Source organism: Pseudomonas imrae (genome assembly GCF_046352735.2).
Taxonomy (GTDB): domain Bacteria; phylum Pseudomonadota; class Gammaproteobacteria; order Pseudomonadales; family Pseudomonadaceae; genus Aquipseudomonas; species Aquipseudomonas imrae.
Window position 1 is genome coordinate 3,374,355 of the sequence record NZ_CP110853.2, and the last position, 19,985, is coordinate 3,394,339.

The 19,985-nt window shown below is 59.3% G+C and carries 19 protein-coding genes and 2 pseudogenes; 11 read left to right on the forward strand and 10 right to left on the reverse strand.

Annotated features, from left to right (window positions below; genetic code table 11):
- Positions 1-21 precede the first annotated feature (21 nt).
- The gene (locus tag OQ460_RS15020; RefSeq protein WP_410018237.1) at positions 22-531 is read right to left on the reverse strand and encodes a DUF1993 domain-containing protein; all 510 of its coding nucleotides are present in this window, start codon (positions 529-531) and stop codon (positions 22-24) included.
- A 125-nt stretch (positions 532-656) separates the two neighbouring features.
- Between OQ460_RS15020 and OQ460_RS15025 the strand changes: the two genes are divergently transcribed.
- Entirely contained in the window at positions 657-1,304 is a 648-nt protein-coding gene (locus OQ460_RS15025) for a YceH family protein (protein WP_410018238.1), read from the forward strand.
- Between the two features lie 22 nt (positions 1,305-1,326).
- Here the strand turns inward: OQ460_RS15025 and OQ460_RS15030 are convergent, their stop codons facing one another.
- A complete protein-coding gene (locus tag OQ460_RS15030) occupies positions 1,327-2,148 on the reverse strand; it encodes a shikimate 5-dehydrogenase (protein WP_410018239.1) in 822 nt (273 codons plus the stop codon).
- A 302-nt stretch (positions 2,149-2,450) separates the two neighbouring features.
- Between OQ460_RS15030 and OQ460_RS15035 the strand changes: the two genes are divergently transcribed.
- A complete protein-coding gene (locus tag OQ460_RS15035; protein WP_410018240.1) occupies positions 2,451-2,645 on the forward strand; it encodes a hypothetical protein in 195 nt (64 codons plus the stop codon).
- Positions 2,646-2,770: 125 nt separating this feature from the next.
- A complete protein-coding gene (locus OQ460_RS15040) occupies positions 2,771-2,950 on the forward strand; it encodes a hypothetical protein (RefSeq protein WP_410018241.1) in 180 nt (59 codons plus the stop codon).
- On the opposite strand, the gene OQ460_RS15045 is transcribed toward OQ460_RS15040, so the two are convergent.
- Positions 2,947-4,014 carry an AI-2E family transporter gene (locus tag OQ460_RS15045; RefSeq protein WP_410018242.1) on the reverse strand — a complete coding sequence of 356 codons (1,068 nt, stop codon included), beginning with the start codon at positions 4,012-4,014 and terminating at the stop codon, positions 2,947-2,949. The two genes, OQ460_RS15040 and OQ460_RS15045, sit on opposite strands and share 4 nt — an antisense overlap.
- 164 nt (positions 4,015-4,178) lie before the next feature.
- Between OQ460_RS15045 and yegQ the strand changes: the two genes are divergently transcribed.
- Entirely contained in the window at positions 4,179-5,492 is a 1,314-nt protein-coding gene (gene yegQ / locus OQ460_RS15050) for a tRNA 5-hydroxyuridine modification protein YegQ (protein ID WP_410018243.1), read from the forward strand.
- Positions 5,493-5,572: 80 nt separating this feature from the next.
- On the opposite strand, the gene OQ460_RS15055 is transcribed toward yegQ, so the two are convergent.
- The 3 genes and pseudogenes from OQ460_RS15055 to OQ460_RS15065 all read right to left on the reverse strand — a co-directional run bounded on the left by OQ460_RS15055 (position 5,573) and on the right by OQ460_RS15065 (position 8,640).
- Positions 5,573-6,394, reverse strand: coding sequence for a methyl-accepting chemotaxis protein (locus OQ460_RS15055; RefSeq protein WP_410022016.1), 822 nt, complete (start codon positions 6,392-6,394; stop codon positions 5,573-5,575).
- A 36-nt stretch (positions 6,395-6,430) separates the two neighbouring features.
- Positions 6,431-7,252, reverse strand: a pseudogene (locus OQ460_RS15060) (cache domain-containing protein); the annotation flags it as partial.
- A gap of 68 nt (positions 7,253-7,320) precedes the next feature.
- Complete coding sequence (locus OQ460_RS15065; protein WP_410022017.1) at positions 7,321-8,640, reverse strand: Na+/H+ antiporter family protein; 1,320 nt, start codon at positions 8,638-8,640, stop codon at positions 7,321-7,323.
- Positions 8,641-10,036: 1,396 nt separating this feature from the next.
- Here OQ460_RS15065 and OQ460_RS15070 point away from each other — a divergent pair.
- A pseudogene (locus OQ460_RS15070) lies at positions 10,037-10,183 on the forward strand (HAMP domain-containing protein); the annotation flags it as partial.
- A 102-nt stretch (positions 10,184-10,285) separates the two neighbouring features.
- Positions 10,286-11,041 (forward strand): methyl-accepting chemotaxis protein, encoded by a 756-nt coding sequence (locus OQ460_RS15075; RefSeq protein WP_410022018.1) that lies wholly within the window; start codon positions 10,286-10,288, stop codon positions 11,039-11,041.
- 45 nt (positions 11,042-11,086) lie between these two features.
- Here the strand turns inward: OQ460_RS15075 and OQ460_RS15080 are convergent, their stop codons facing one another.
- Genes OQ460_RS15080 through OQ460_RS15095 form a run of 4 tightly spaced genes read right to left on the reverse strand, consistent with a single transcriptional unit; the run spans position 11,087 to position 13,693 of the window.
- Positions 11,087-12,406, reverse strand: coding sequence for a sensor histidine kinase (locus OQ460_RS15080; RefSeq protein WP_410018244.1), 1,320 nt, complete (start codon positions 12,404-12,406; stop codon positions 11,087-11,089).
- Positions 12,403-13,071, reverse strand: a complete 669-nt coding sequence (locus tag OQ460_RS15085) for a response regulator transcription factor (RefSeq protein WP_410018245.1) — start codon at positions 13,069-13,071, stop codon at positions 12,403-12,405. Before OQ460_RS15085 ends, OQ460_RS15080 begins: the two co-directional genes overlap by 4 nt.
- Positions 13,071-13,385: a PepSY domain-containing protein gene (locus OQ460_RS15090; RefSeq protein ID WP_410018246.1), complete on the reverse strand. Its 315-nt coding sequence runs from the start codon at positions 13,383-13,385 to the stop codon at positions 13,071-13,073. Before OQ460_RS15090 ends, OQ460_RS15085 begins: the two co-directional genes overlap by 1 nt.
- The gene (locus OQ460_RS15095) at positions 13,385-13,693 is read right to left on the reverse strand and encodes a PepSY domain-containing protein (RefSeq protein WP_410018247.1); all 309 of its coding nucleotides are present in this window, start codon (positions 13,691-13,693) and stop codon (positions 13,385-13,387) included. The genes OQ460_RS15090 and OQ460_RS15095 overlap by 1 nt, the downstream gene beginning before the upstream one ends.
- Before the next feature lie 156 nt (positions 13,694-13,849).
- On the opposite strand from OQ460_RS15095, the gene OQ460_RS15100 reads away from it, so the two are divergent.
- From OQ460_RS15100 to OQ460_RS15120, 5 genes are all read left to right on the forward strand, one after another.
- Positions 13,850-14,929, forward strand: coding sequence for a patatin-like phospholipase family protein (locus OQ460_RS15100; protein WP_410018248.1), 1,080 nt, complete (start codon positions 13,850-13,852; stop codon positions 14,927-14,929).
- A 76-nt stretch (positions 14,930-15,005) separates the two neighbouring features.
- Positions 15,006-15,362, forward strand: a complete 357-nt coding sequence (gene queD, locus OQ460_RS15105; protein ID WP_003190259.1) for a 6-carboxytetrahydropterin synthase QueD — start codon at positions 15,006-15,008, stop codon at positions 15,360-15,362.
- Positions 15,363-15,670: 308 nt separating this feature from the next.
- A complete protein-coding gene (codB, locus tag OQ460_RS15110) occupies positions 15,671-16,939 on the forward strand; it encodes a cytosine permease (RefSeq protein WP_410018249.1) in 1,269 nt (422 codons plus the stop codon).
- 103 nt (positions 16,940-17,042) lie between these two features.
- Positions 17,043-18,293, forward strand: coding sequence for a cytosine deaminase (gene codA, locus OQ460_RS15115; RefSeq protein WP_410018250.1), 1,251 nt, complete (start codon positions 17,043-17,045; stop codon positions 18,291-18,293).
- Positions 18,294-18,646: 353 nt separating this feature from the next.
- On the forward strand, positions 18,647-19,798 hold the full coding sequence (locus OQ460_RS15120; RefSeq protein ID WP_410018251.1) for an MFS transporter: 1,152 nt from the start codon (positions 18,647-18,649) through the stop codon (positions 19,796-19,798).
- Positions 19,799-19,985: the final 187 nt, after the last annotated feature.

Genomic DNA, 19,985 nt, shown 5'->3' on the forward strand with positions numbered 1-19,985 from the left:
GGTTTTTTATGGTGTGCGGGTTTAGAACGCGCCCATATAGTCGCGCTTGCCCACTTCCACACCGTTGTGACGCAGCAGCGCGTAGGTAGTGGTGACATGGAAGAAGAACTGCGGCAGGCCGTAAGTCAGCAGGTAGGACTGGCCAGTGAAGCGTTTTTCTTTCGGGGTGCCGGGACGGGTCACGATTTCGATACCTTCTTTGCCGTCGACCTGGGCCGGGGTGATGGTATCGATAAAGGCCAGGACCTTGGCGATCAGGGCTTGCAGGTCGGCGAAAGTGACTTCGTTGTCATCGTATTTCGGTACTTCGATCTCGGCCAGGCGTGCGCAAACACCTTTGGCGAAGTCAGCGGCGATCTGCACCTGGCGTACCAGCGGGAACATGTCCGGGAACAGGCGCGCTTGCAGCAAGGCGTTCGGGTCGATGTTCTTGGCAGTGGCGTGGGCCTCTGCCTTGTTCAGCACATCGCTCAGGGCGTTGAGCATTTGTTTGAAGACCGGGAGGGAAGCGGCGTACAGGGAAATAGTCATGACAGTCTCGACAGTTGTGGCTGGATTTGGATCAGGCGCGATTATAGACATGCTCGCTACTGCTGCTGCTTGTCTTTTATTTTTTCAGGATTAGGCTAGTGGGCTCACTGCATAGGGAAAACGCGATGACCACCGAGCACGACACCACCGCCTCCGAGCCGCGCCTCAATAGCACGGAGATTCGCGTTTTGGGTTGCCTGATCGAGAAACAGGCCACCAACCCGGAAACCTACCCGCTGACGCTCAATGCCGTGGTGTTGGCCTGCAACCAGAAAACCAGCCGTGAACCGGTGATGAACCTGAGCCAGGGCCAGGTCGGGCAGAGCCTGCGCGCGCTGGAAGGTCGTGGTTTTACCAAACTGGTGATGGGCAGTCGCGCTGATCGCTGGGAACACCGGGTCGACAAGGCCCTGGAGCTGGTGCCCGCCCAGGTAATCCTCACTGGCCTGCTGTTTCTGCGTGGCCCGCAGACCGTCAACGAACTGCTGACCCGCAGCGGTCGCATGCACGACTTTGAAGACGCCGAGCAAGTGGTCCATCAACTCGAACGCCTGATCGCCCGCGACCTGGCGCTGCTGGTGCCCAGGCAGGCGGGTCAGCGTGAAGACCGCTACACCCATGCCCTGGGCGACCCGGCAGACATCGACGCAATCCTCGCCGCCCGCGGCAATCCGGTGGAGCGCAGTGCTGGCGGCGCAGTGTCATTGGAGCGCATCGAAGAGCTGGAAGCGCGGATCGCGGCGCTGGAAGAACGCCTTTCCCTGCTCGAATAACAGCATTTACGCGGGTATGGCCTCAGGATTGACGGGCGAATGCGACAGCCGCCTGGAACTGCTCATCCGTCGGCCTTACCCCGGTGTACAGCACAAATTGCTCCAGGGCCTGGATCGCAATCACCTCCAGACCGGTAATCACACGCTTGCCTTGAGCGCGTCCACGCACGATCAATGGTGTTTCGGCGGGGATCGCCACCACATCAAACACTGTGTCCGCCGCATCGACCGCATCAGCCTCAAACGCCAGTTCGTCAGCTTCCGCACCACCAGTCATACCGATAGGCGTCACGTTGATCAGCATCTGTGGTCGCACATCGCCTAATTGGGCTTGCCACTCATACCCAAGGCTGTGTGCCAGCGCTCTGCCGGAGGCTTCATTGCGGGCGACGATCAGCCCTTTGGTGTAACCGCCATCGCGCAGGGCGCTGGCTACTGCCTTGGCCATGCCGCCGCTACCGCGCAGGGCGAATGTCGAATCCTTGGGCACGGCGTGCTTTTTCAGCAGTTGTTCAATGGCAATGTAATCGGTGTTGTAAGCCTTGAGGTGGCCGTCTGTATTGACGATCGTATTGATTGAAGCGATGGCTCGGGCCGAGTCGTCCAGCTCATCGACCAAGGCAATGCAGGCTTCCTTGAATGGCATGGAAACACCACAACCGCGAATACCCAGCGCACGGATACCGCCCACGGCGCCCGGCAAGTCCTGGCTGCTGAAAGCCTTGTAATAAAAATTCAGCCCCAACTGCTCATACAGATGATTGTGGAAACGCAGCCCGAAATTCCCGGGGCGCGCCGACAGTGACATGCACAGTTGGGTGTCCCTGTTGGGATTCATCAGCATGGGTAACTCCTTGAAGTAAGCAACTCGATACAGACCTTACACAACCTTGATCTATCGAGGCCATGCTGTTTTCGGCAAATACACTGCTTTAAAGCATCCTGCGCGACAGTCCTTGAGTCGCCTGGTCTGAATAAATCTTGCCAAGGTCGCTATGAGGATATCGGCTGCGATTAAATCCTCCATCATTGAGGCACTATGTACTTGCCCCGCAAGGTCGTGCGCTGTCATGTTTGTGTCACATCATCTTCTCACTATCAACACTGTCCATCCCTGACAAGCCATAACAACAAGGACGCCTCAGCATGCCCACACAAAACCCGCACCGTACCGCCGGTCTTTGCACCTCTAGCAAGGTCTACAGCGCCCTGACCGAACTCAAGCACCTGGAGGGCCATCGCAGCGCCAAGTTCCTTGCGCTCCTGACAGAAAACCTGGTTCGCAAGGGGCTGCTCAGCGAGCAGGAAGTGGTAGGCATGCTTGACCAGGTGGTCGACTGATCAGCGCCTGGCGTGGTCTTGATGAGCGTTGTCATGAAAACAATGATGTCGACTATCAAGCAGGTTGATTTTTCCTGACTGCCTGCAAACCGTAAGGTGACCTCCAGAACGAACTGGAGGTAATCATGCCCACTATTCAAATCATGTCCGTCATCGGCAGCGCCGTACCCGCCTCGCTTCGCGAAATGGGCATGCTCGCCTGCTGGTATCTGGTGCAGGATGGAGAAGCCATCAGCGGCCCGCTCACCTCGTTGCCCGCTGCTCAAGCCCTGTCGCGCAAGATGGCTCACCGCTTCCAGGCCTAAGGCAGTGGCAGCCTCACACTGCGTTTGGTTTCGACAAACAGTGCCCAGCTGGAGATGAACAGCGCGGCGATCAGCGGTCCGATCACAAAGCCGTTGAGACCGAAGATCGATAGGCCACCCAGGGTCGAGATCAAAATCAGGTAATCGGGCATCTTGGTGTCCTTGCCCACCAGGATGGGACGCAGCACGTTGTCCACCAGGCCGATGACAAATATGCCGAACGACGCCAGCACCACGCTTTGCCAGATCGAACCGCTGAGCAGGAAGTAAACCGCCACCGGCCCCCAGACAAGCCCCGCGCCCACCGCCGGCAGCAACGACAGAAAAGCCATTAGCACCGCCCAGAGCAGCGCGCTGGGAATGTCCAGAAACCAGAAGATCAAGCCTCCCAGCCCCCCCTGCGTCACGGCCACCAGTACGTTGCCCTTGACTGTGGCGCGCACCACCCGGTTGAACTTGAGCTGCAAACGGCGCTTCTGCGGCTCGGCCAACGGCACCGCCGTGCGCACCTTGCGCACCAGTTCCGGGCCGTCGCGCAGCAGGAAGAACAACAGATACAGCATGATGAAAAAGCTCACCAGGAACTCAAAGGTACCCTGGCCAAAGCTGAACGCCTGAGTGGCGAAGAACTGACTGCCCTGCATCGCGCCCTTGACGATCTTCTCCCGCAGGCCTTCCAGGTTGCCCATGCCAAAGCGGTCCAGCAGTTGCTGAAAGTACGGGGGCAGGAAGTTCTTGAACTGTTCGATATAGCCGGCGACGTCCAGCTTGCCGCTTTCGATATTCTTGTACAGCGTCGCCCCTTCTTGAACCAGCAAAGCGCTAGTGATAATCACCGGCAAAATGGCGATCACCAGGCACACCATCAACGTACATAAGGACGTCAGGTTGCGGTTCCAGCCAAACTTGACTTGCAGGCGCCGTTGCATGGGCGCAAAGATAATCCCCAGGATCACCGCCCAGAACACCGCGCCGTAAAACGGCAGCAGGATCCAGACAAAAGCTATGGTCGCCAGGACCAGCAGCAGCAACAGGGTTTTGAATTGCAGATTCGTCTGATTCATGTCCGATCCATGCCCTAAAAACGCAAGACGCCCAATCGCGCCATGTTGCTTAGTCCACCGCAAATCCCGGGAGTGCCCTCTTTAATTCATTCAGCGTAGACCCAGATCAATACCACCCGGGGCGCCGCCCATTACCCTGCCGCCCTTTTGCGATCGAAACTCCCATGTTCCCTGCCCCTGAATTGCTGGCCCCCGCCGGCACCCTGAAAAACATGCGCTATGCCTTCGCCTACGGTGCCGATGCAGTCTATGCCGGCCAACCGCGCTACAGCCTGCGGGTGCGCAACAATGAGTTTGACCATGCCAACCTCGCCTTGGGTATCGAAGAGGCCCAGTCCCAGGGCAAGCGCTTTTATGTGGTGGTCAATATCGCGCCGCACAACGCCAAACTGAAGACCTTCCTCAAGGACCTGGAACCGGTCATCGCCATGGCGCCGGATGCGTTGATCATGTCCGATCCGGGACTGATCATGCTGGTGCGCCGACACTTCCCGCAGATGCCGATTCACTTGTCGGTACAAGCCAATACGGTGAACTGGGCCAGCGTGGAATTCTGGCAGCAGCAAGGGATTTGCCGGATCATCCTGTCCAGGGAGCTGTCACTGGAAGAAATCGCCGAGATCCGGCAACACGTGCCCAGCATGGAACTGGAGGTATTCGTGCATGGCGCATTGTGCATGGCCTACTCCGGTCGCTGCCTGCTGTCGGGCTACATGAACAAACGCGACGCCAACCAAGGCAGTTGCACCAATGCCTGCCGCTGGAAGTATCAGGCCACGCCGGCCGAGGAAAATGCGGTGGGCGATATCGTCCAGCACTACCCGCCCGAACCGACCCTGGGCCTGGGCGCACCCACCGACCAGGTATTCCTGCTGCAGGAGGCCAACCGCCCGGACGAACAAATGCCGGCATTCGAAGACGAACATGGCACCTACATCATGAACGCCAAGGACCTGCGGGCGGTGCAACACGTCGAACGCCTGAGCCGCATGGGCGTGCATTCGCTGAAGATTGAAGGCCGCACCAAATCTCATTTTTATGTCGCACGGACCACTCAGGTGTACCGCCAGGCAATCGATGATGCAGTGGCGGGTCGCACGTTTGATCGCGGCCTGATGACAAACCTGGAATCCCTGGCCCAGCGCGGCTACACCGAGGGCTTCCTGCGCCGCCATGTACACGACGAATATCAGAACTATCAGAACGGCAGCTCAGTGTCGCAGCGTCAGCAGTTTGTCGGTGAATTGACCGGCGAGCGACGCGGGGAACTGGCCGAGGTCAAGGTGAAAAACCGCTTTGCCGTGGGCAATCATCTGGAATTGATGACACCGGCGGGAAATTTTCATTTTGATCTGGGGATGATGCGCAATGCCAAGGATCAAGCCATCGAAGTGGCGCCGGGAGATGGGCACACGGTGTATGTGCCGGTTCCGCTGGAGATGGAGGTGCAGTTCGGCTTGCTGATGCGCGATGTTTAGCGGTGCCTGAATCAAAAGCACGACAGCCCGACAACTGCACTCCATCACCTTGTAGGAGCGAGCAAGCTCGCTCAAAACGCTCAAATCTTGAACTGGCCCACCAGTTGCCCCAGCCGCTGCCCCAAATCAGCCAGGCTGCGAGACGTCTGTGCGCCCTGCTGGGTCTCATTCGCCACACTGTCCACCGCCACAGCAATCTGATGCACGCTGCGGTTGATCTCTTCGGCCACTGCCGTTTGCTCCTCGGCGGCGCTGGCAATCTGTGCGTTCATCGAGTTGATGGTGCCAATCAACTGCGCCATGGTATCGAGGGAGGCCCCCGCTTCGTTGGCCTGGGCCGAGGTACCGTCACCGGCATCGCTGGAGCGGCGCATGGACTCGACGGCGGCCTCGGTGCCTTTTTGCAAGCGGTCGATCATGCCCTGGATTTCCTGGGTACTTTGCTGGGTACGGCTGGCCAGCGCGCGGACTTCATCAGCCACCACCGCAAAACCACGCCCTGCCTCGCCGGCACGGGCAGCTTCAATCGCTGCGTTGAGCGCCAACAGATTGGTCTGTTCGGCAATCGAGCGAATCACCCCAAGCACGCTGACAATCGAAGAAACGTCCTGCTGCAGGCTGTCCAGCGATACGCCGCTGCTGCGGATGTCGCTCACCAGCGCATGGATCTGCGCAATGCTGCCATCCACCACACGTTTGGCGGCCTGGCCTTCGGCGTCGGTCTGCTGCGCTGCCACCGCAGCCCCCTGGGCGCTGCGAGCCACTTCATGGGCTGCGCAAGACATTTCGTTGATCGCCGTCGCCACTTGGTCGGTTTCATGGCGTTGGCGTTCCATGGCCCGCTCCGAGCGCTGGGCCTGCTCCGCAACCTGGCTCACCAGGCCGGTGAGCTGCGAAGTCATTTCGGTAATCTGCCGCACCAGACCGTGGATCTTGTCGACGAACCGGTTGAATGAACCGGCCAACTCACCCAGCTCGTCCTGGCTGGTAATTGCCAGGCGTCGGGTCAGGTCGCCTTCGCCGGCGGCGATGTCGTCAAGGTTGGTTTTCATCAAGTGCAGTGGCCGCAAAATGGTATTGGCCAGCAATATGCCGACGGCAGCGATCACCACCAACAGCACCACCGCGATCCCGACGATGCTCAGCAGCACGCCTTCCATGCGTTCATCGACGTTGGCCTGGACCTCGCCGACCAACGCTTCAATGCCGTCCAGGTTGACTGACGTACCGATCACCATGTCCCACTTGGGCAGGTATTGGGTATAGCCGAGCTTGGGCACCAGTTCGGTCTGCCCCGGCTGCGTCGAACTGTATTGCAGGTAGTGCGTACCGTCCTTGGCGACTTTCACCAGCCCCAGGTTGACGTACACGCCGTTGGGGTCGCGATTGTCCTTGAAGCTTTTGCCCACGCCGTCCGGGCTATTGCCCTTGAACAGGCGGATGGTCTCGGAATCGTAGCCAAAGAAATAGCCGTCCTTGCCGTAGGTGATGTTCGACAACAACTTGACCACCTGCGCCCGCGCCGCCGTATCACCCGGCGCGGCGGCGTCGTAGATAGGCTTGATAGTCGTCAAGGCCACCTCTACATAACTTTGCAGGGTGGCCTTCGCATCATTGAGCAGGCGTTGGCGGGTATCTTCGACTTCGGTCCGCGCCTGCTCCTTGAGTATCCAGACCGTGGTCAGGCTGATGACCAAGGCAAACAACAGCACGGGCAGTACGGCGAGGGACAGGACTTTGACCTTCAGACTCAGACGCATGGATCTTCTCTCTGTATAGGGCAGCGTTAACAGGTTAACGGCCCGCCGGGAGAAAACTGGAGTCTCGACTACAGGGTCATGGCAGCGAACCAGCCAAACACCAGTAAGGGCAAATTGTAGTGCAGGAATGTCGGAACCACGGTGTCCCAGATGTGGTGATGCTGACCGTCAATGTTCAATCCCGAGGTCGGGCCCAGCGTGGAGTCCGACGCTGGGGAGCCAGCATCCCCCAGGGCGCCTGCGGTGCCGACAATACACACAATGGCCAGCGGGCTGAAACCGAGCTGTACACACAACGGCACGAAAATCGCAGCAAGGATCGGTACCGTGGAGAACGACGAGCCAATGCCCATGGTCACCAGCAAACCTACCAACAACATCAGCAGCGCACCTACGCCTCGGTTATGGCCGATCAAGGCTGCGGAGGATTGCACCAGGGTCTGTACCTCGCCGGTGGCCTTGAGCACTTCGGCAAAACCCGAGGCGGCAATCATGATGAAGCCGATCATCGCCATCATCTTCATGCCTTCGGTAAACAAGTCGTCAGTGTCGCGCCAGCGCACGATGCCCGACACCGAGAAGATCAGGAAGCCAACCAGCGCGCCGATGATCATCGAATCCAGCCATAACTGGATGACGAACGCCGAGGCAATCGCCAGCCCGGCCACCAGTAGCGTCAGCGGGTTGTACTGCACGGCGACCTGTTCGACCCGTTCGATTTTCTTGAGGTCGTACACGCGCTTCTTGCGATAGCTGAATAACACCGCCACCAACAAGCCAAAGACCATGCCCAGGGCCGGAATGCCCATGGCGTGGGTCACGTTGACCTGGCTGATATCCACCCCGCTCTTGGCGACGTTGGCCAGCAATATCTGGTTGAGGAAGATATTGCCGAACCCGACCGGCAGGAACATGTAGGGCGTGATCAGGCCGAACGTCATGACACAGGCAATCAGACGACGGTCCAGCTGCAGCTTGGTCAGCACATACAACAGTGGCGGCACCAGCAACGGGATGAAGGCAATGTGAATCGGCAGGATGTTCTGCGAGGCAATCGCCACCGAACCCAACAGGCCGATCAACAGCCATTTGACATGGCCGCCGCCCGCGGACTCCTGGCGTCCTACCAGATGCAAGGCCTTGTCCGCCAACGCATGAGCCAACCCGGACTTGGCGATTGCCACCGCAAAAGCCCCCAGCAAGGCATAGGACAGCGCCACCGTGGCACCGCCGCCCAGCCCACTGTTGAACGCCTTGAGCGTCGCATCGATGCCAAGCCCACCGGTCAAGCCTCCCACCAGGGCGCCGACGATGATCGCGATGACCACATGCACGCGGGACAGGCTGAGCACCAGCATGGTACCGACCGCGGCAATTACTGCATTAATCATGGTTACCTCAGGCAGAAACGTGAAAACGACAAAAAACGCACATGCCGGCGCCATGCCCGCCGTGCGAGCGGCTGCAGGATACAGGCAAAAAGGAGCTTTCTTAGAGGGCGCGCACTTTGCAGCAGGCAGCGCGTCATGTCAAAGAACGACGCTGCCCAGTGCATTCAATTGAACGTATGAATAAAGAAAAATGCTGGCCAGCCGATATTAGTGAATCATTTCTGTCGAACTGAAAAGGTAAAGAATCTCCATGTCGCTCAGACAGCTGTCCATTCAATGGAAAATCACCCTGCTGGCCGGCCTGTGCCTGATCGGGATCGTGACCCTGCTGGTGGGTCTTTCACTGTATCGCATGGACCACAGCTCCCGACAGGTCAAGACATCGAGCATGCAAATGCTCAACGTTGCGGCTCAAGCGCGAATCGAGGCCCAGGGGGAGGTCCAGGCCCTGGGCATCCGCCAGCAGTTCATGGACGCCTATCAGTACGGCCATGGTTTCTCCCGACAGGTACTGTTCCTGCGCGAACAAGCCGAGAAACGTTTCCTCGACGCTTTCGACCTGCGTGAGGACCTGACCCGCCAGGTCAAGGCCGCGTTGCAAGCCAACCCAGACCTGCTGGGCCTGTCCCTGGTGTTCGAGGCTAATGCGCTGGACGGCAAGGATGAGCTGTTCGCCGGCCAGCAAGAGCTGGGAAGCAACGAAAAGGGCCGCTTTGCCCTGTACTGGTCACAGCCGACAGCCGGTTCACTGAACTCGATGGCGCTGCCCGAAAGCGACATGTCCGACACCAGCACCGGCCCCAGCGGCGAAAAGGCCAACGCCTGGTTCACCTGTCCGCGTACGCACCTCAAACCGTGCGTGATCGAACCCTATTTCTATGTGATTGACGGTCAGAATGTGCTGATGACCAGCATCGTCTTCCCACTGAAAGTAGACGGTAAAGTCATCGCCTCGCTGTCGGTGGACATCAATCTCAATAGCTTGCAGGCAGTCAGCCAGAATGCCGGCCAGAAACTGTATGACGGTCAGACCAGCGTCAGCATCATCAGCCCGGTGGGTCTGCTCGCAGGCTACAGCCCGGACGCCAGCAAGCTCAGCCAGCGCCTGGACAGCGTCGACACCGCCAGCGGCGCGCAGTTGATCAATCTCCTGGCCAGCGGTACGCAGACCCACAGCTTGCGCGCCGACCATCGACTGAAGGTGTTGGCACCGTTCCAGCCGATCCCCGACGGCAAATCATGGGGCGTATTGCTCGAAGTACCGGAAAAAGTCCTGGTCGGCCCTGCCGAAACCCTCAAGGCTGAACTGGACGCCGATAACACCAAAGGCACTTTGCTGGAACTGGGCCTGGGCTTGCTGGCCGCTATCGTCGGCTTGTGGTTGGTGTGGCTGATGGCGCGCAGCGTGACCCGGCCGATTCTCGGGGTGGCGCGCATGCTCCAGGACATTGCCAGCGGCGAAGGTGATTTGACCCGGCGCCTGGCCTACGACAAGCAGGACGAACTCGGCGAACTGGCCAGTTGGTTCAACCGCTTCCTGGACAAGTTGCAGCCGACCATCGCCCAGGTCAAACGCTCGGTACAGGACGCCCGGGGGACTGCCGATCAGTCCGCCACCATCGCCAGCGAAACCAGCGCCGGCATGGAGCAGCAATACCGCCAGGTAGATCAAGTGGCCACGGCTTCCCACGAGATGAGCGCCACTGCCCAGGATGTCGCCCGCAGCGCAGCCCAAGCGGCCCAGGCAGCGCGCGACGCCGACCAGGCAACCCGTGAAGGCCTGACCGTCATCGAGCGTACCACCATCAGCATCGGCCATTTAGCGTCCGACATGAGCATGGCGATGACTCAAGTGGAGGGGTTGGCGGCCGACAGCGAAAAGATCGGTTCGGTGCTGGAAGTGATTCGTGCGATTGCCGAGCAGACCAATTTGCTCGCCCTCAACGCCGCAATCGAAGCCGCCCGCGCCGGTGAGGCCGGTCGTGGTTTTGCGGTGGTGGCTGACGAAGTGCGCAACCTGGCCCGCCGGACACAGGAGTCGGTGGAAGAAACCCGCCAGGTCATCGAACAGTTGCAAGCTGGTACTCAGCAAGTAGTTGGCGCCATGGGCAGCAGTCATCGCCAGGCCCAAGGCAGTGTCGAACAAGTGGGTCAGGCCGTGACTGCACTACGCCAGATCGGTGATGCGGTGACAGTGATCAGCGACATGAACTTGCAGATCGCCAGCGCCGCCGAAGAGCAAAGCGCCGTGGCCGAAGAAATCAACCACAACGTGGCGACCATTCGTGACGTGACAGAATCGTTGTCTGGCCAGGCCAATGAATCGGCACGGGTCAGCCAGGCACTGAACAATCTGGCCAACCAGCAGCAAGGGTTGATGGATCAGTTCAGGGTTTGAGGCGATGTTGCGCGGGCCACTCCCAAAAAGGCGTGGCCCATTTTTTCAGGCCTGGCGCCTTGGCAACTCGATCACTACCTTGAGCCCGCCCAATTCACTCTCGCACAAGAGCAACGTCCCACCCCAGACTTCGACAATGTCCCGCACGATCCCCAGCCCCAGGCCATGGCCGTCCGTTTGCTCATCCAGGCGGGTACCACGGCTGAATACCTGATCGCGTTGGGTTTGGGGAATTCCCGGCCCATCGTCTTCGATGACCAGGTAAAAGCTCAAAGGTGTTTGTTCAACGCTCAGGCACACTTCGGCATCCGCCCATTTGCAGGCGTTGTCCAGCAGATTGCCGAGCAACTCCAGCAGGTCTTCGCGGTCCCACGGCAACTGCAGGCCAGGGGGCGCGCGGTAGCTCAAGTCCAAGTGTTCACCGTGGATCATGTTCAGGGTCGCCAGCAAACCCGGCAGCTCTGCATCGCAGTCGAACAAGGCCCCCGGCAAGGTCTCACCGGCCAGCCGGGCGCGGTTGAGTTCACGGTTGAGTCGCTGCTGCACCTGCTCCAATTGCTCGCGCAGCAGCCTGGCCAGTTGCGGATGGTCCTTGAGCTGTTCGCTGGATGCCACGCTCAACAACACCGCCAGCGGGGTTTTCAAGGCATGTCCCAGGTTGCCCAGCGCATTACGCGAGCGTTTGAGGCTGTCTTCTGTATGGGCCAGCAAATGGTTGATCTGCGCCACCAATGGCTCCAGCTCCACTGGCACGTGGGTATCGAGTTGCGAACGCTGGCCTTGTTGCAGTTGCGCAATCTGTTCGCGTGCCGTTTCCAGTGGGCGCAAGGCCCGACGTACGGTGACTCGCTGCAGGATCAGAATCAACAGTAGCGCGGACAGGCCAAGGACCAGGCCGATTTGTCGCATCAAGCGAAAGCTTTCCCGGACCGGCGTGTAGTCCTGGGCCACGCTGATGGAAATCGCTTGGCCAAAACGCTTGTAGTCCGAGCGCAACACCAACAGCTGTTGCCCTTCCGGGCCCAGTTGCAGGTTGCCTTTCAAGCCCGCCTGGGGCAGCCGCGGCAGTTCCTGGTCCCACAAGGAACGAGAGCGCCAATGTGTGTCGCTGAAGTCGATCCTGAAATAATGCCCGGAAAACGGTCGCTGATAGGCCGACGACAAGCGCTGCTCGTCCAACTGAAGCCCTGCGGGGCCGCGCACCAGCGCAACCAGCAGGTTCTCGCTGTCGTTGCGCAGGCCGGACTCCAGATAACGCTGCAAACCCATTTCGAACAGCCAAAGGCTGGTTTGCGCCAGCACCAGGCCGACAATCACCATTACGCTGATCAACCCCAGGCTCAACCGCCGCTGGATAGACCTCACGTCGGGTTGGCACCGAAGCGATAGCCCTGGCCACGCCGGGTTTCAATCACGCTGCGCCCCAGCTTGCGCCGCAGATGATTGACGTGGACCTCCAATACGTTGGAGTCGCGCTCGGTCTCGCCATCGTACAAATGTTCGGCCAGGTGGCTTTTCGAAAGAATCTGTTCCGGGTGCAGCATGAAATAGCGCAACAACCGAAACTCGGCGGCGGTCAATTGAATCTCGTCACCGTCACGCATGACACATTGGCGGCCCTCATCCAGATGCAAACCGGCAGCCTGCAACGTGGGCTGGTTGGCCTGCCCATGGGAGCGGCGCAACAACGCCTGGATACGCAGGTGCAGCTCTTCGGGATGAAAGGGTTTGCTCAGGTAGTCATCCGCCCCGGCCTTGAGCCCTTCAATGCGCTCGGCCCAGGAGTCGCGGGCTGTCAGGATCAGGACCGGTGTGGCCAGCGCAGCGGCGCGCCATTGGCTCAATACCTCAAGCCCCGGCAAACCCGGCAGGCCCAGATCGAGGATGATCAGGTCATAAGGTTCGCTACGGCCTTGATAGACCGCGTCACGCCCGTCGGCCAGCCAGTCGACGGCATACCCTTGGCGATTGAGCCCGGCCATCAACTCATCGGCCAGCGGGACGTGGTCTTCCACCAGAAGCAGGCGCATCAGTCATCCTCCTCATCTTTAAGCAGCGCCCCGGTGGTCGCATCCAGTTTGATTTCCCGCACTACACCTTCGGTGGTCACCAATTCCACCTCATAGATGTAAAGGCCATGTTTGGTTTCCAACTCTGCCTCCAGCAACCTGGATCCAGCATGACGCGCCATCGCCTGCTGCAACAGTCGCTCGAGGGGCAGGATCACACCTTGTTGGCGAAGCGCCAAGGCTTCATCCTGATTGAGGTCCCGGGCCGCTACCATCGAGCAAAAGACCAGGAGCACCAGCGCCAATCGACTGCTGGTGCGTAGATTTACCTTCATTACGTATCCTGATGATCCTTGAGGACTTGCCCGCTGACAGCGTCCAATTCCAGATCCCACTCGATGCCTTGGGCATCACGCAGCTCAACCTGGTAAAGGTACTTGCCGTATTCCTCTTCAAGTTCGGTTTCAGTCACTGTGGCGCCGGGATGTTTGGCCAGGGCTGTGGCGTTGAGCTTCTCGAATGACAGAATAGTACCAGCGTCACGCAGTTTCAGCGCTTCGTCCGGCCCCAGGTCGCGGGCTTGGGCTACACCGCTGGAGAGGGCAATAATACTGGTGGCGACTAATGCTGTGAGGGTTTTCATGATGGTTCTCCAATTCAGGATGTTATTCCTACAGCCTCACAGTACCGACGGCAACTTAACTGAAACTGAATTGCCACCATGGCAATTATCGGCAATGCCCGCCATCAACGCGACAGGATTTTCTATACTGCCCCGCTCGCTGCCACAGAGACCGGTATGACTGCCATCCACATCAAGTTCCCAGCGCTGACGTTAAAGGCTGGCCAACGCGCTTTTTCGCGCATCCGCGAACAAGGCCTGAAACCCACCGATGTGGGCATTTTGCCGGGAGCTGCCGGAGGTCCGAAAGCCTTGGGTATCCAGGGCCTGGACCTGGCGCTGTTTGGTGACTGGCTGCTGCGTGAGCCTCGTGAACGTGCGCTGATCGGCGCATCCATTGGCTCCTGGCGCTTTGCCAGCGCCTGCCTGCCCGACCCGGTACAAGGCTTGCTCGATCTGGGCCAGTTGTACAACGAACAGCGTTTTGCCAAAGGCGTGACCATGGTCGAAGTCAGCCAGAGCTGCCAGCGCATGCTCGATGAGTTGCTGGCCGGGCGCGATGCCACGGTGCTGGATAACCCTCACTACCGATTGAACATCATGGTGGTCAAAAGCCACGGCTTGCTGGCCGACGATCACCGTGGCCGCCTGGGCCTGGGCTTGTCGTCGGTGATCGCCGACAACCTGCGAGGCCGTGCGCGGTTGTCCCGGCATTTTGAACGCTTGATCATCCACGATCCGCGCCAGGCACCTCCCCTGCATCCGCTCAAGGATTTTCCATCCCGCTTCCTTGACCTGAACCTGGGCAACCTGCGCCCAGCGTTATTGGCTTCCGGCTCGATCCCGATGGTCATGCAAGGGGTACGCGACCTGCCGGGCGCCGGTCTCGGCACCTTCCGCGACGGTGGCCTGCTGGACTATCACCTTGACCTGCCCTATCACGGCGATGACATCGTGCTGTACCCGCACTTCACTGACCGGGTGATCCCCGGCTGGTTCGACAAAAGCTTGCCCTGGCGGCGTGCCAGTCAGCAGGGATTGCAGGATGTCTTGTTACTGGCGCCCTCGCGCGAGTACCTCGCTCGCCTGCCCTACGGCAAACTGCCGGACCGTAGCGACTTCAAGCGTTTTATGGGGGATGACACCAGTCGTAACCGGTACTGGCAAGCCGCGATGAATGAAAGCCGGCGCCTGGGTGATGAGTTCCTCGAACTGGCCGACAACGGCCGCATCGGCGAGCGGCTGGTTCCCCTCTGATCAGCCGTTCTGCGCAGCGACGAATCAAGCTGTTAAACTCGCCGCCTGCCAGAACCTGATCGAGCTGAAAAACACCGTGGAAATTTTTAAAGAGTTCACCTTCGAGTCCGCCCATCGCCTGCCACACGTGCCTGAAGGCCACAAATGCGGGCGCCTGCATGGCCATTCATTCAAGGTGGCCATCCACCTGAGCGGCGACCTTGACCCGCACACCGGCTGGATCCGTGACTTCTCGGAGATCAAGGCGATCTTCAAACCGCTTTATGAGCGCCTGGACCACAACTATCTCAACGACATTCCCGGCCTGGAGAATCCCACCAGCGAAGTACTGGCCAAGTGGATCTGGAATGAGTTGAAGCCGCTATTGCCAGAGCTCAGTGCTATTCGCATTCATGAGACGTGCACCAGTGGGTGCATCTATCGCGGCGAATGAGTCGGCGGTATCTGGATTAGCGTTGTGGTTATACCGCGCCGCGGGGGATAGGTAGGCTATCAGCCCGCCGTGCTGTTGATTTTTATCCTGGGCGCCTGGTTGAACCACGATTCAAGCCCAACACTGGCGAGCCAATTTGTATCACCAGCGCACCATTTTCGCGCCCGAATGGGCACAACCAACAACCGCCCCTGCGCCCTCCCTCCTGCTTGGCTATAAATACTGTGCACTGTTTGCGCCTGCCACTGCCCTGCAGTTGGCACGCACGGTGCAACAGGCCCGCGTCACTCACTCCAGGGGAAAGGCATATGACGCAGCACGAACCGGGCAACGATTACCCTCTCAGCGAAGTGCCCATGCATGCGCGCAAGAGCCTTGGCTCGACAGCTATGGTGCTGCTGGGCTTCACTTTTTTTACCGCAACCATGTTCGCCGGCGGCAAGTTGGGGGTGGCTTTCAGTTTTCTCCAAATGCTCGGTGTCGTGGCCCTCGGTAACCTGTTGTTGGGTATCTATGCCGCAATACTGGGTTACATCGCCTTCAAGAGCGGCTTGAACTCGGTACTGATGGGGCGCTTTTGCTTCGGCGAAGTGGGCAGCAAGCTGAGCGACCTGATCCTAGGTTTCACGCAAATCGGTTGGTACGCCTGGGGCACTGCCACAGCAGCCGTGGTGCTGGGAAAATATTTCGAATTGAGCCAGGGCAGCGTTCTGGCATTGATGGTGCTGTTCGGCCTGGCGTTCTGCGCAACCGCCTACGTGGGCTACCGCGGGTTGGAAGTCCTCTCATATATCGCGGTGCCGGCCATGGGCCTGTTGCTGTTGCTGTCGATTTGGGTGGCGACCATGAAAATCGGCGGGCTGGAGGGGTTGTTGGCGGTAGTGCCCACGGGTGAACTGGATCTGTCCACCGCGATTACCCTGGTGTTTGGCACCTTTGTCAGCGGAGCCACCCAGGCCACCAACTGGACACGGTTTTCCCGCTCGGCCAGGGTTGCGATACTGGCCAGCCTGATCGGTTTTTTTCTCGGTAACGGTTTGATGGTGCTGATCGGTGCCTACGGCGCCATCGTCTATCAGCAGCCGGATGTGGTCGAAGTGTTGCTGCTGCAAGGATTCGCCATGGCCGCGATGGCCATGTTGCTGCTCAATATCTGGAGCACCCAGGACAATACCATCTACAACTTCGCCGTAGCCGGCTGCAACCTGCTACGGACCAAACGGCGCAAAACCGTAACCCTGGCTGGCGCCGTGATCGGCACCCTGCTGGCGTTGCTGGGCATGTACGACATGCTGGTGCCCTACCTGATCCTGCTGGGTACGGTGATTCCACCCATTGGCGGCGTGATCATGGCCGACTTTTTCTACCGCTATCGTGGTCAATATCCACAGTTGGCCGAGGCTCGTTTGCCTGCCTTCAACTGGCCAGGGCTGATCGCTTATGCGGTCGGTACGGTACTGGCCTTCAGTTCGCCATGGGTCGCACCGCTGGTGGGAATCATCGCCGCGTCCGCCACCTACATCCTACTCACCGCCATACTGCGAGTACGCGCGCCGCAGGCAGACATCCAGACGTGAGCCCGGCCATAGCGCATCCACCCAATGACCGCTGGACATCGGCATCTCGCCAATGATCTGGCGGCTGTCTACCTGATTGTTTTTGCCAAAGAGGAACTTGCCCATGCACATCATCAATGCCCGCCTGCGCAACCGTGAAGGCCTGCATGATCTGCACCTGGAACATGGCCGGATCGCCAGCATTCATCCACAAACAACCATTGCGACACTGGGCCCGGACGATCTGGACGCTGCCGGCAATCTGGTAGTCCCCCCCTTTGTCGAGCCGCACATTCACCTCGACGCCACGCTTACCGCCGGCGAGCCGCGCTGGAACATGAGCGGAACATTGTTCGAAGGTATCGAGTGCTGGGGCGAACGCAAGGCCACCATCACCCTGGAAGACACCAGGCAGCGCGCCAAAAAAACCATCCAGGCTCTGGCTGCCCACGGCATCCAGCATGTACGCACCCATGTCGATGTCACCGACCCGGACCTGACGGCTCTCAAGGCCATGCTCGAAGTACGCCAGGAAAGTCGCCACCTGATCGACCTGCAGATCGTCGCCTTTCCCCAGGAAGGAATTGAGTCCTACCGCAACGGCCGCGAACTGATGGAAGAAGCCATCCGCCTCGGCGCCGATGTGGTCGGTGGCATTCCTCATTTCGAGTACACCCGTGACCAGGGTGTCAGCTCGGTTAAATTCCTGATGGACCTGGCCGAACGCACCGGTTGCCTGGTGGATGTGCATTGTGACGAGACCGACGACCCGCACTCGCGTTTTCTTGAGGTGCTGGCCGAAGAGGCTCGCAGCCGTGACATGGGCAGCCGGGTCACCGCCAGCCACACCACGGCCATGGGCTCCTACGACAATGCCTACTGCGCCAAGCTGTTTCGCCTACTGGGGCATTCGGGTATCAGCTTTGTCTCCTGCCCCACCGAAAGCATTCACTTGCAGGGCCGCTTCGACAACTTTCCGAAACGCCGGGGCGTGACCCGCGTCAACGAACTGCTGGAAGCCGGCATGAACGTCTGCTTCGGCCAGGACTCCATCGTCGATCCGTGGTACCCGTTGGGCAATGGCAACATCCTGCGGGTACTCGAAGCCGGCCTGCATATCTGCCATATGCTCGGCTACCGCAACTTGCAAAATGCCCTGGATCTGGTCACCGACAACAGCGCCAAGGCAATGGCATTGGGAGACCGCTACGGGCTGGAACCAGGGCGTCCGGCCAACCTGCTGATCCTGTCTGCCGACAGTGACTATGAAGTGATACGTAGCCAGGGCTTGCCGTTGTACTCGATTCGTGGGGGTAAAGTGTTGATGACCCGGCAGCCGGCCCAAGTGACATTTGCCGAGCCAGCCGTCGTTTAGACAATCGCGTCGATGTCCGGGGGCGCATCTCACCCAGCCCCCATTATTCGCCTGCGTCGTAGCGTCGACTTGCTGTACTCACGATTGCAGGGCATAGATTCTGATCTGGAAGGTGGTAATCCACCGCATTAAGCCTGGGGTTCAGTACTTCTCACGGAGATTACGCACCTTCCAGATCACCTCGTACAGCCATGAGGTCAGCGCCCTACATTTCGGTAGCCCTTGAGTGGTAGGAAAACGCAAAACGTTCCCTGAAAAAATATAATGGGAGAACCTCACCTCGCTCGTTATGGCCTGATATGCAAGGATGTCGCGCTGCACACCGCCAATGACCTTAGAAACAAAGGACTCTCATGACTGCAATCAGCAGCCCTGCTCCCGTGATTCCCGGACGCATGGAGCAGATATCGACCCGCATCGCCTTTTTTATCGCCGGTTTTGGCATTGCCGCCTGGGCACCGCTGGTGCCGTACGCCAAGGCCCGTGCGCAACTGGACGAAGGCACGCTCGGTCTGCTGCTGTTGTGCCTGGGGGTGGGTTCGATCATTGCAATGCCGGCCGCCGGGGCCCTGGCCTCACGCTTCGGTTGTCGGAAAGTGTTGAGCGGCGGGACAGTTCTGATCTGCCTGGCCCTTCCGCTGCTCGCCACCGTCAGCTCGATCCCGGCACTGGCCGCCTGCTTGTTTCTGTTTGGTGCCGGGCTGGGGGCAGTGGACTCTACCGTCAATCTGCAGGCAGTGATCGTCGAGCGGGCCAGTGGCAAGACCATGATGTCGGGGTTTCACGGGCTGTTCAGCCTGGGCGGCATTGTTGGCGCCGCGGGTGTCAGCGGTTTGCTCGCAATGGGGTTGTCTCCCTTGCAGGCAATGCTGGTGGTGATCGTGATTACGTTGGCGGCGCTCTTCAAGGCGGCCCCTCACTTGCTGCCCTACGGCAGTAAAAGCTCTGGCCCGGCCTTCGCGATTCCCCACGGCGTGGTGCTGTTTATCGGCGGCCTGTGTTTTATCGTGTTTCTCGCCGAAGGCGCTGTACTGGATTGGAGTGCGGTGTTCCTCAGCGCCGAGCGCGGCCTGGATGAAGCCTACGCAGGGCTGGGCTATGCCGCTTTCGCCCTGACCATGACTGCCGGGCGCCTGACCGGCGACGCTATCGTGCATCGTCTGGGAGCGACCAAGGTCATCATCATCGGCGGCACATTGGCCACGGCCGGCATGTTGCTCGCCACGCTCTCTGCGGCCTGGGAAGCAGCACTGCTGGGTTATGCATTGGTAGGTGCCGGTTGCTCCAATATCGTACCGGTGCTGTACACCGCAGTAGGCAAACAGAAGGTCATGCCTGAACACATCGCCGTACCGGCTATTACCACCTTGGGTTACGCGGGTATTCTTGCTGGCCCTGCCGTGATCGGATTTGTCGCCCACGCCAGCAGTTTGAGCACCGCGTTCCTGTTGATTGCTGTGTTGCTGGCAGGTGTGGCAATCAGTGGAAAAGTGCTGCGAGTGTAGAACTCAATTTGATAAGAACGCTTTGGGCTTTCAAGGTGTTCTTCATTCCAGAACTTACTGGATATATCCCAGTCGGCTTGCCTTCTCCAACGGTCACACGGGAGTATGTCCCGTCTGCGCCAATCAATTGCCAAAAACCCATTGATTGGCGCAGGTTATCCAGTAGGTAATTCATCAAACATCTATA

Coding starts and splice junctions, on each gene's coding strand:
- OQ460_RS15020 (WP_410018237.1), bottom strand. CDS start 531: ATGACTATTTCCCTGTACGCCGCTTCCCTCCCGGTCTTCAAACAAATG.
- OQ460_RS15025 (WP_410018238.1), top strand. CDS start 657: ATGACCACCGAGCACGACACCACCGCCTCCGAGCCGCGCCTCAATAGC.
- OQ460_RS15030 (WP_410018239.1), bottom strand. CDS start 2,148: ATGCTGATGAATCCCAACAGGGACACCCAACTGTGCATGTCACTGTCG.
- OQ460_RS15035 (WP_410018240.1), top strand. CDS start 2,451: ATGCCCACACAAAACCCGCACCGTACCGCCGGTCTTTGCACCTCTAGC.
- OQ460_RS15040 (WP_410018241.1), top strand. CDS start 2,771: ATGCCCACTATTCAAATCATGTCCGTCATCGGCAGCGCCGTACCCGCC.
- OQ460_RS15045 (WP_410018242.1), bottom strand. CDS start 4,014: ATGAATCAGACGAATCTGCAATTCAAAACCCTGTTGCTGCTGCTGGTC.
- yegQ (WP_410018243.1), top strand. CDS start 4,179: ATGTTCCCTGCCCCTGAATTGCTGGCCCCCGCCGGCACCCTGAAAAAC.
- OQ460_RS15055 (WP_410022016.1), bottom strand. CDS start 6,394: ATGACTTCGCAGCTCACCGGCCTGGTGAGCCAGGTTGCGGAGCAGGCC.
- OQ460_RS15075 (WP_410022018.1), top strand. CDS start 10,286: ATGGAGCAGCAATACCGCCAGGTAGATCAAGTGGCCACGGCTTCCCAC.
- OQ460_RS15085 (WP_410018245.1), bottom strand. CDS start 13,071: ATGCGCCTGCTTCTGGTGGAAGACCACGTCCCGCTGGCCGATGAGTTG.
- OQ460_RS15090 (WP_410018246.1), bottom strand. CDS start 13,385: ATGAAGGTAAATCTACGCACCAGCAGTCGATTGGCGCTGGTGCTCCTG.
- OQ460_RS15095 (WP_410018247.1), bottom strand. CDS start 13,693: ATGAAAACCCTCACAGCATTAGTCGCCACCAGTATTATTGCCCTCTCC.
- OQ460_RS15100 (WP_410018248.1), top strand. CDS start 13,850: ATGACTGCCATCCACATCAAGTTCCCAGCGCTGACGTTAAAGGCTGGC.
- codB (WP_410018249.1), top strand. CDS start 15,671: ATGACGCAGCACGAACCGGGCAACGATTACCCTCTCAGCGAAGTGCCC.
- codA (WP_410018250.1), top strand. CDS start 17,043: ATGCACATCATCAATGCCCGCCTGCGCAACCGTGAAGGCCTGCATGAT.
- OQ460_RS15120 (WP_410018251.1), top strand. CDS start 18,647: ATGACTGCAATCAGCAGCCCTGCTCCCGTGATTCCCGGACGCATGGAG.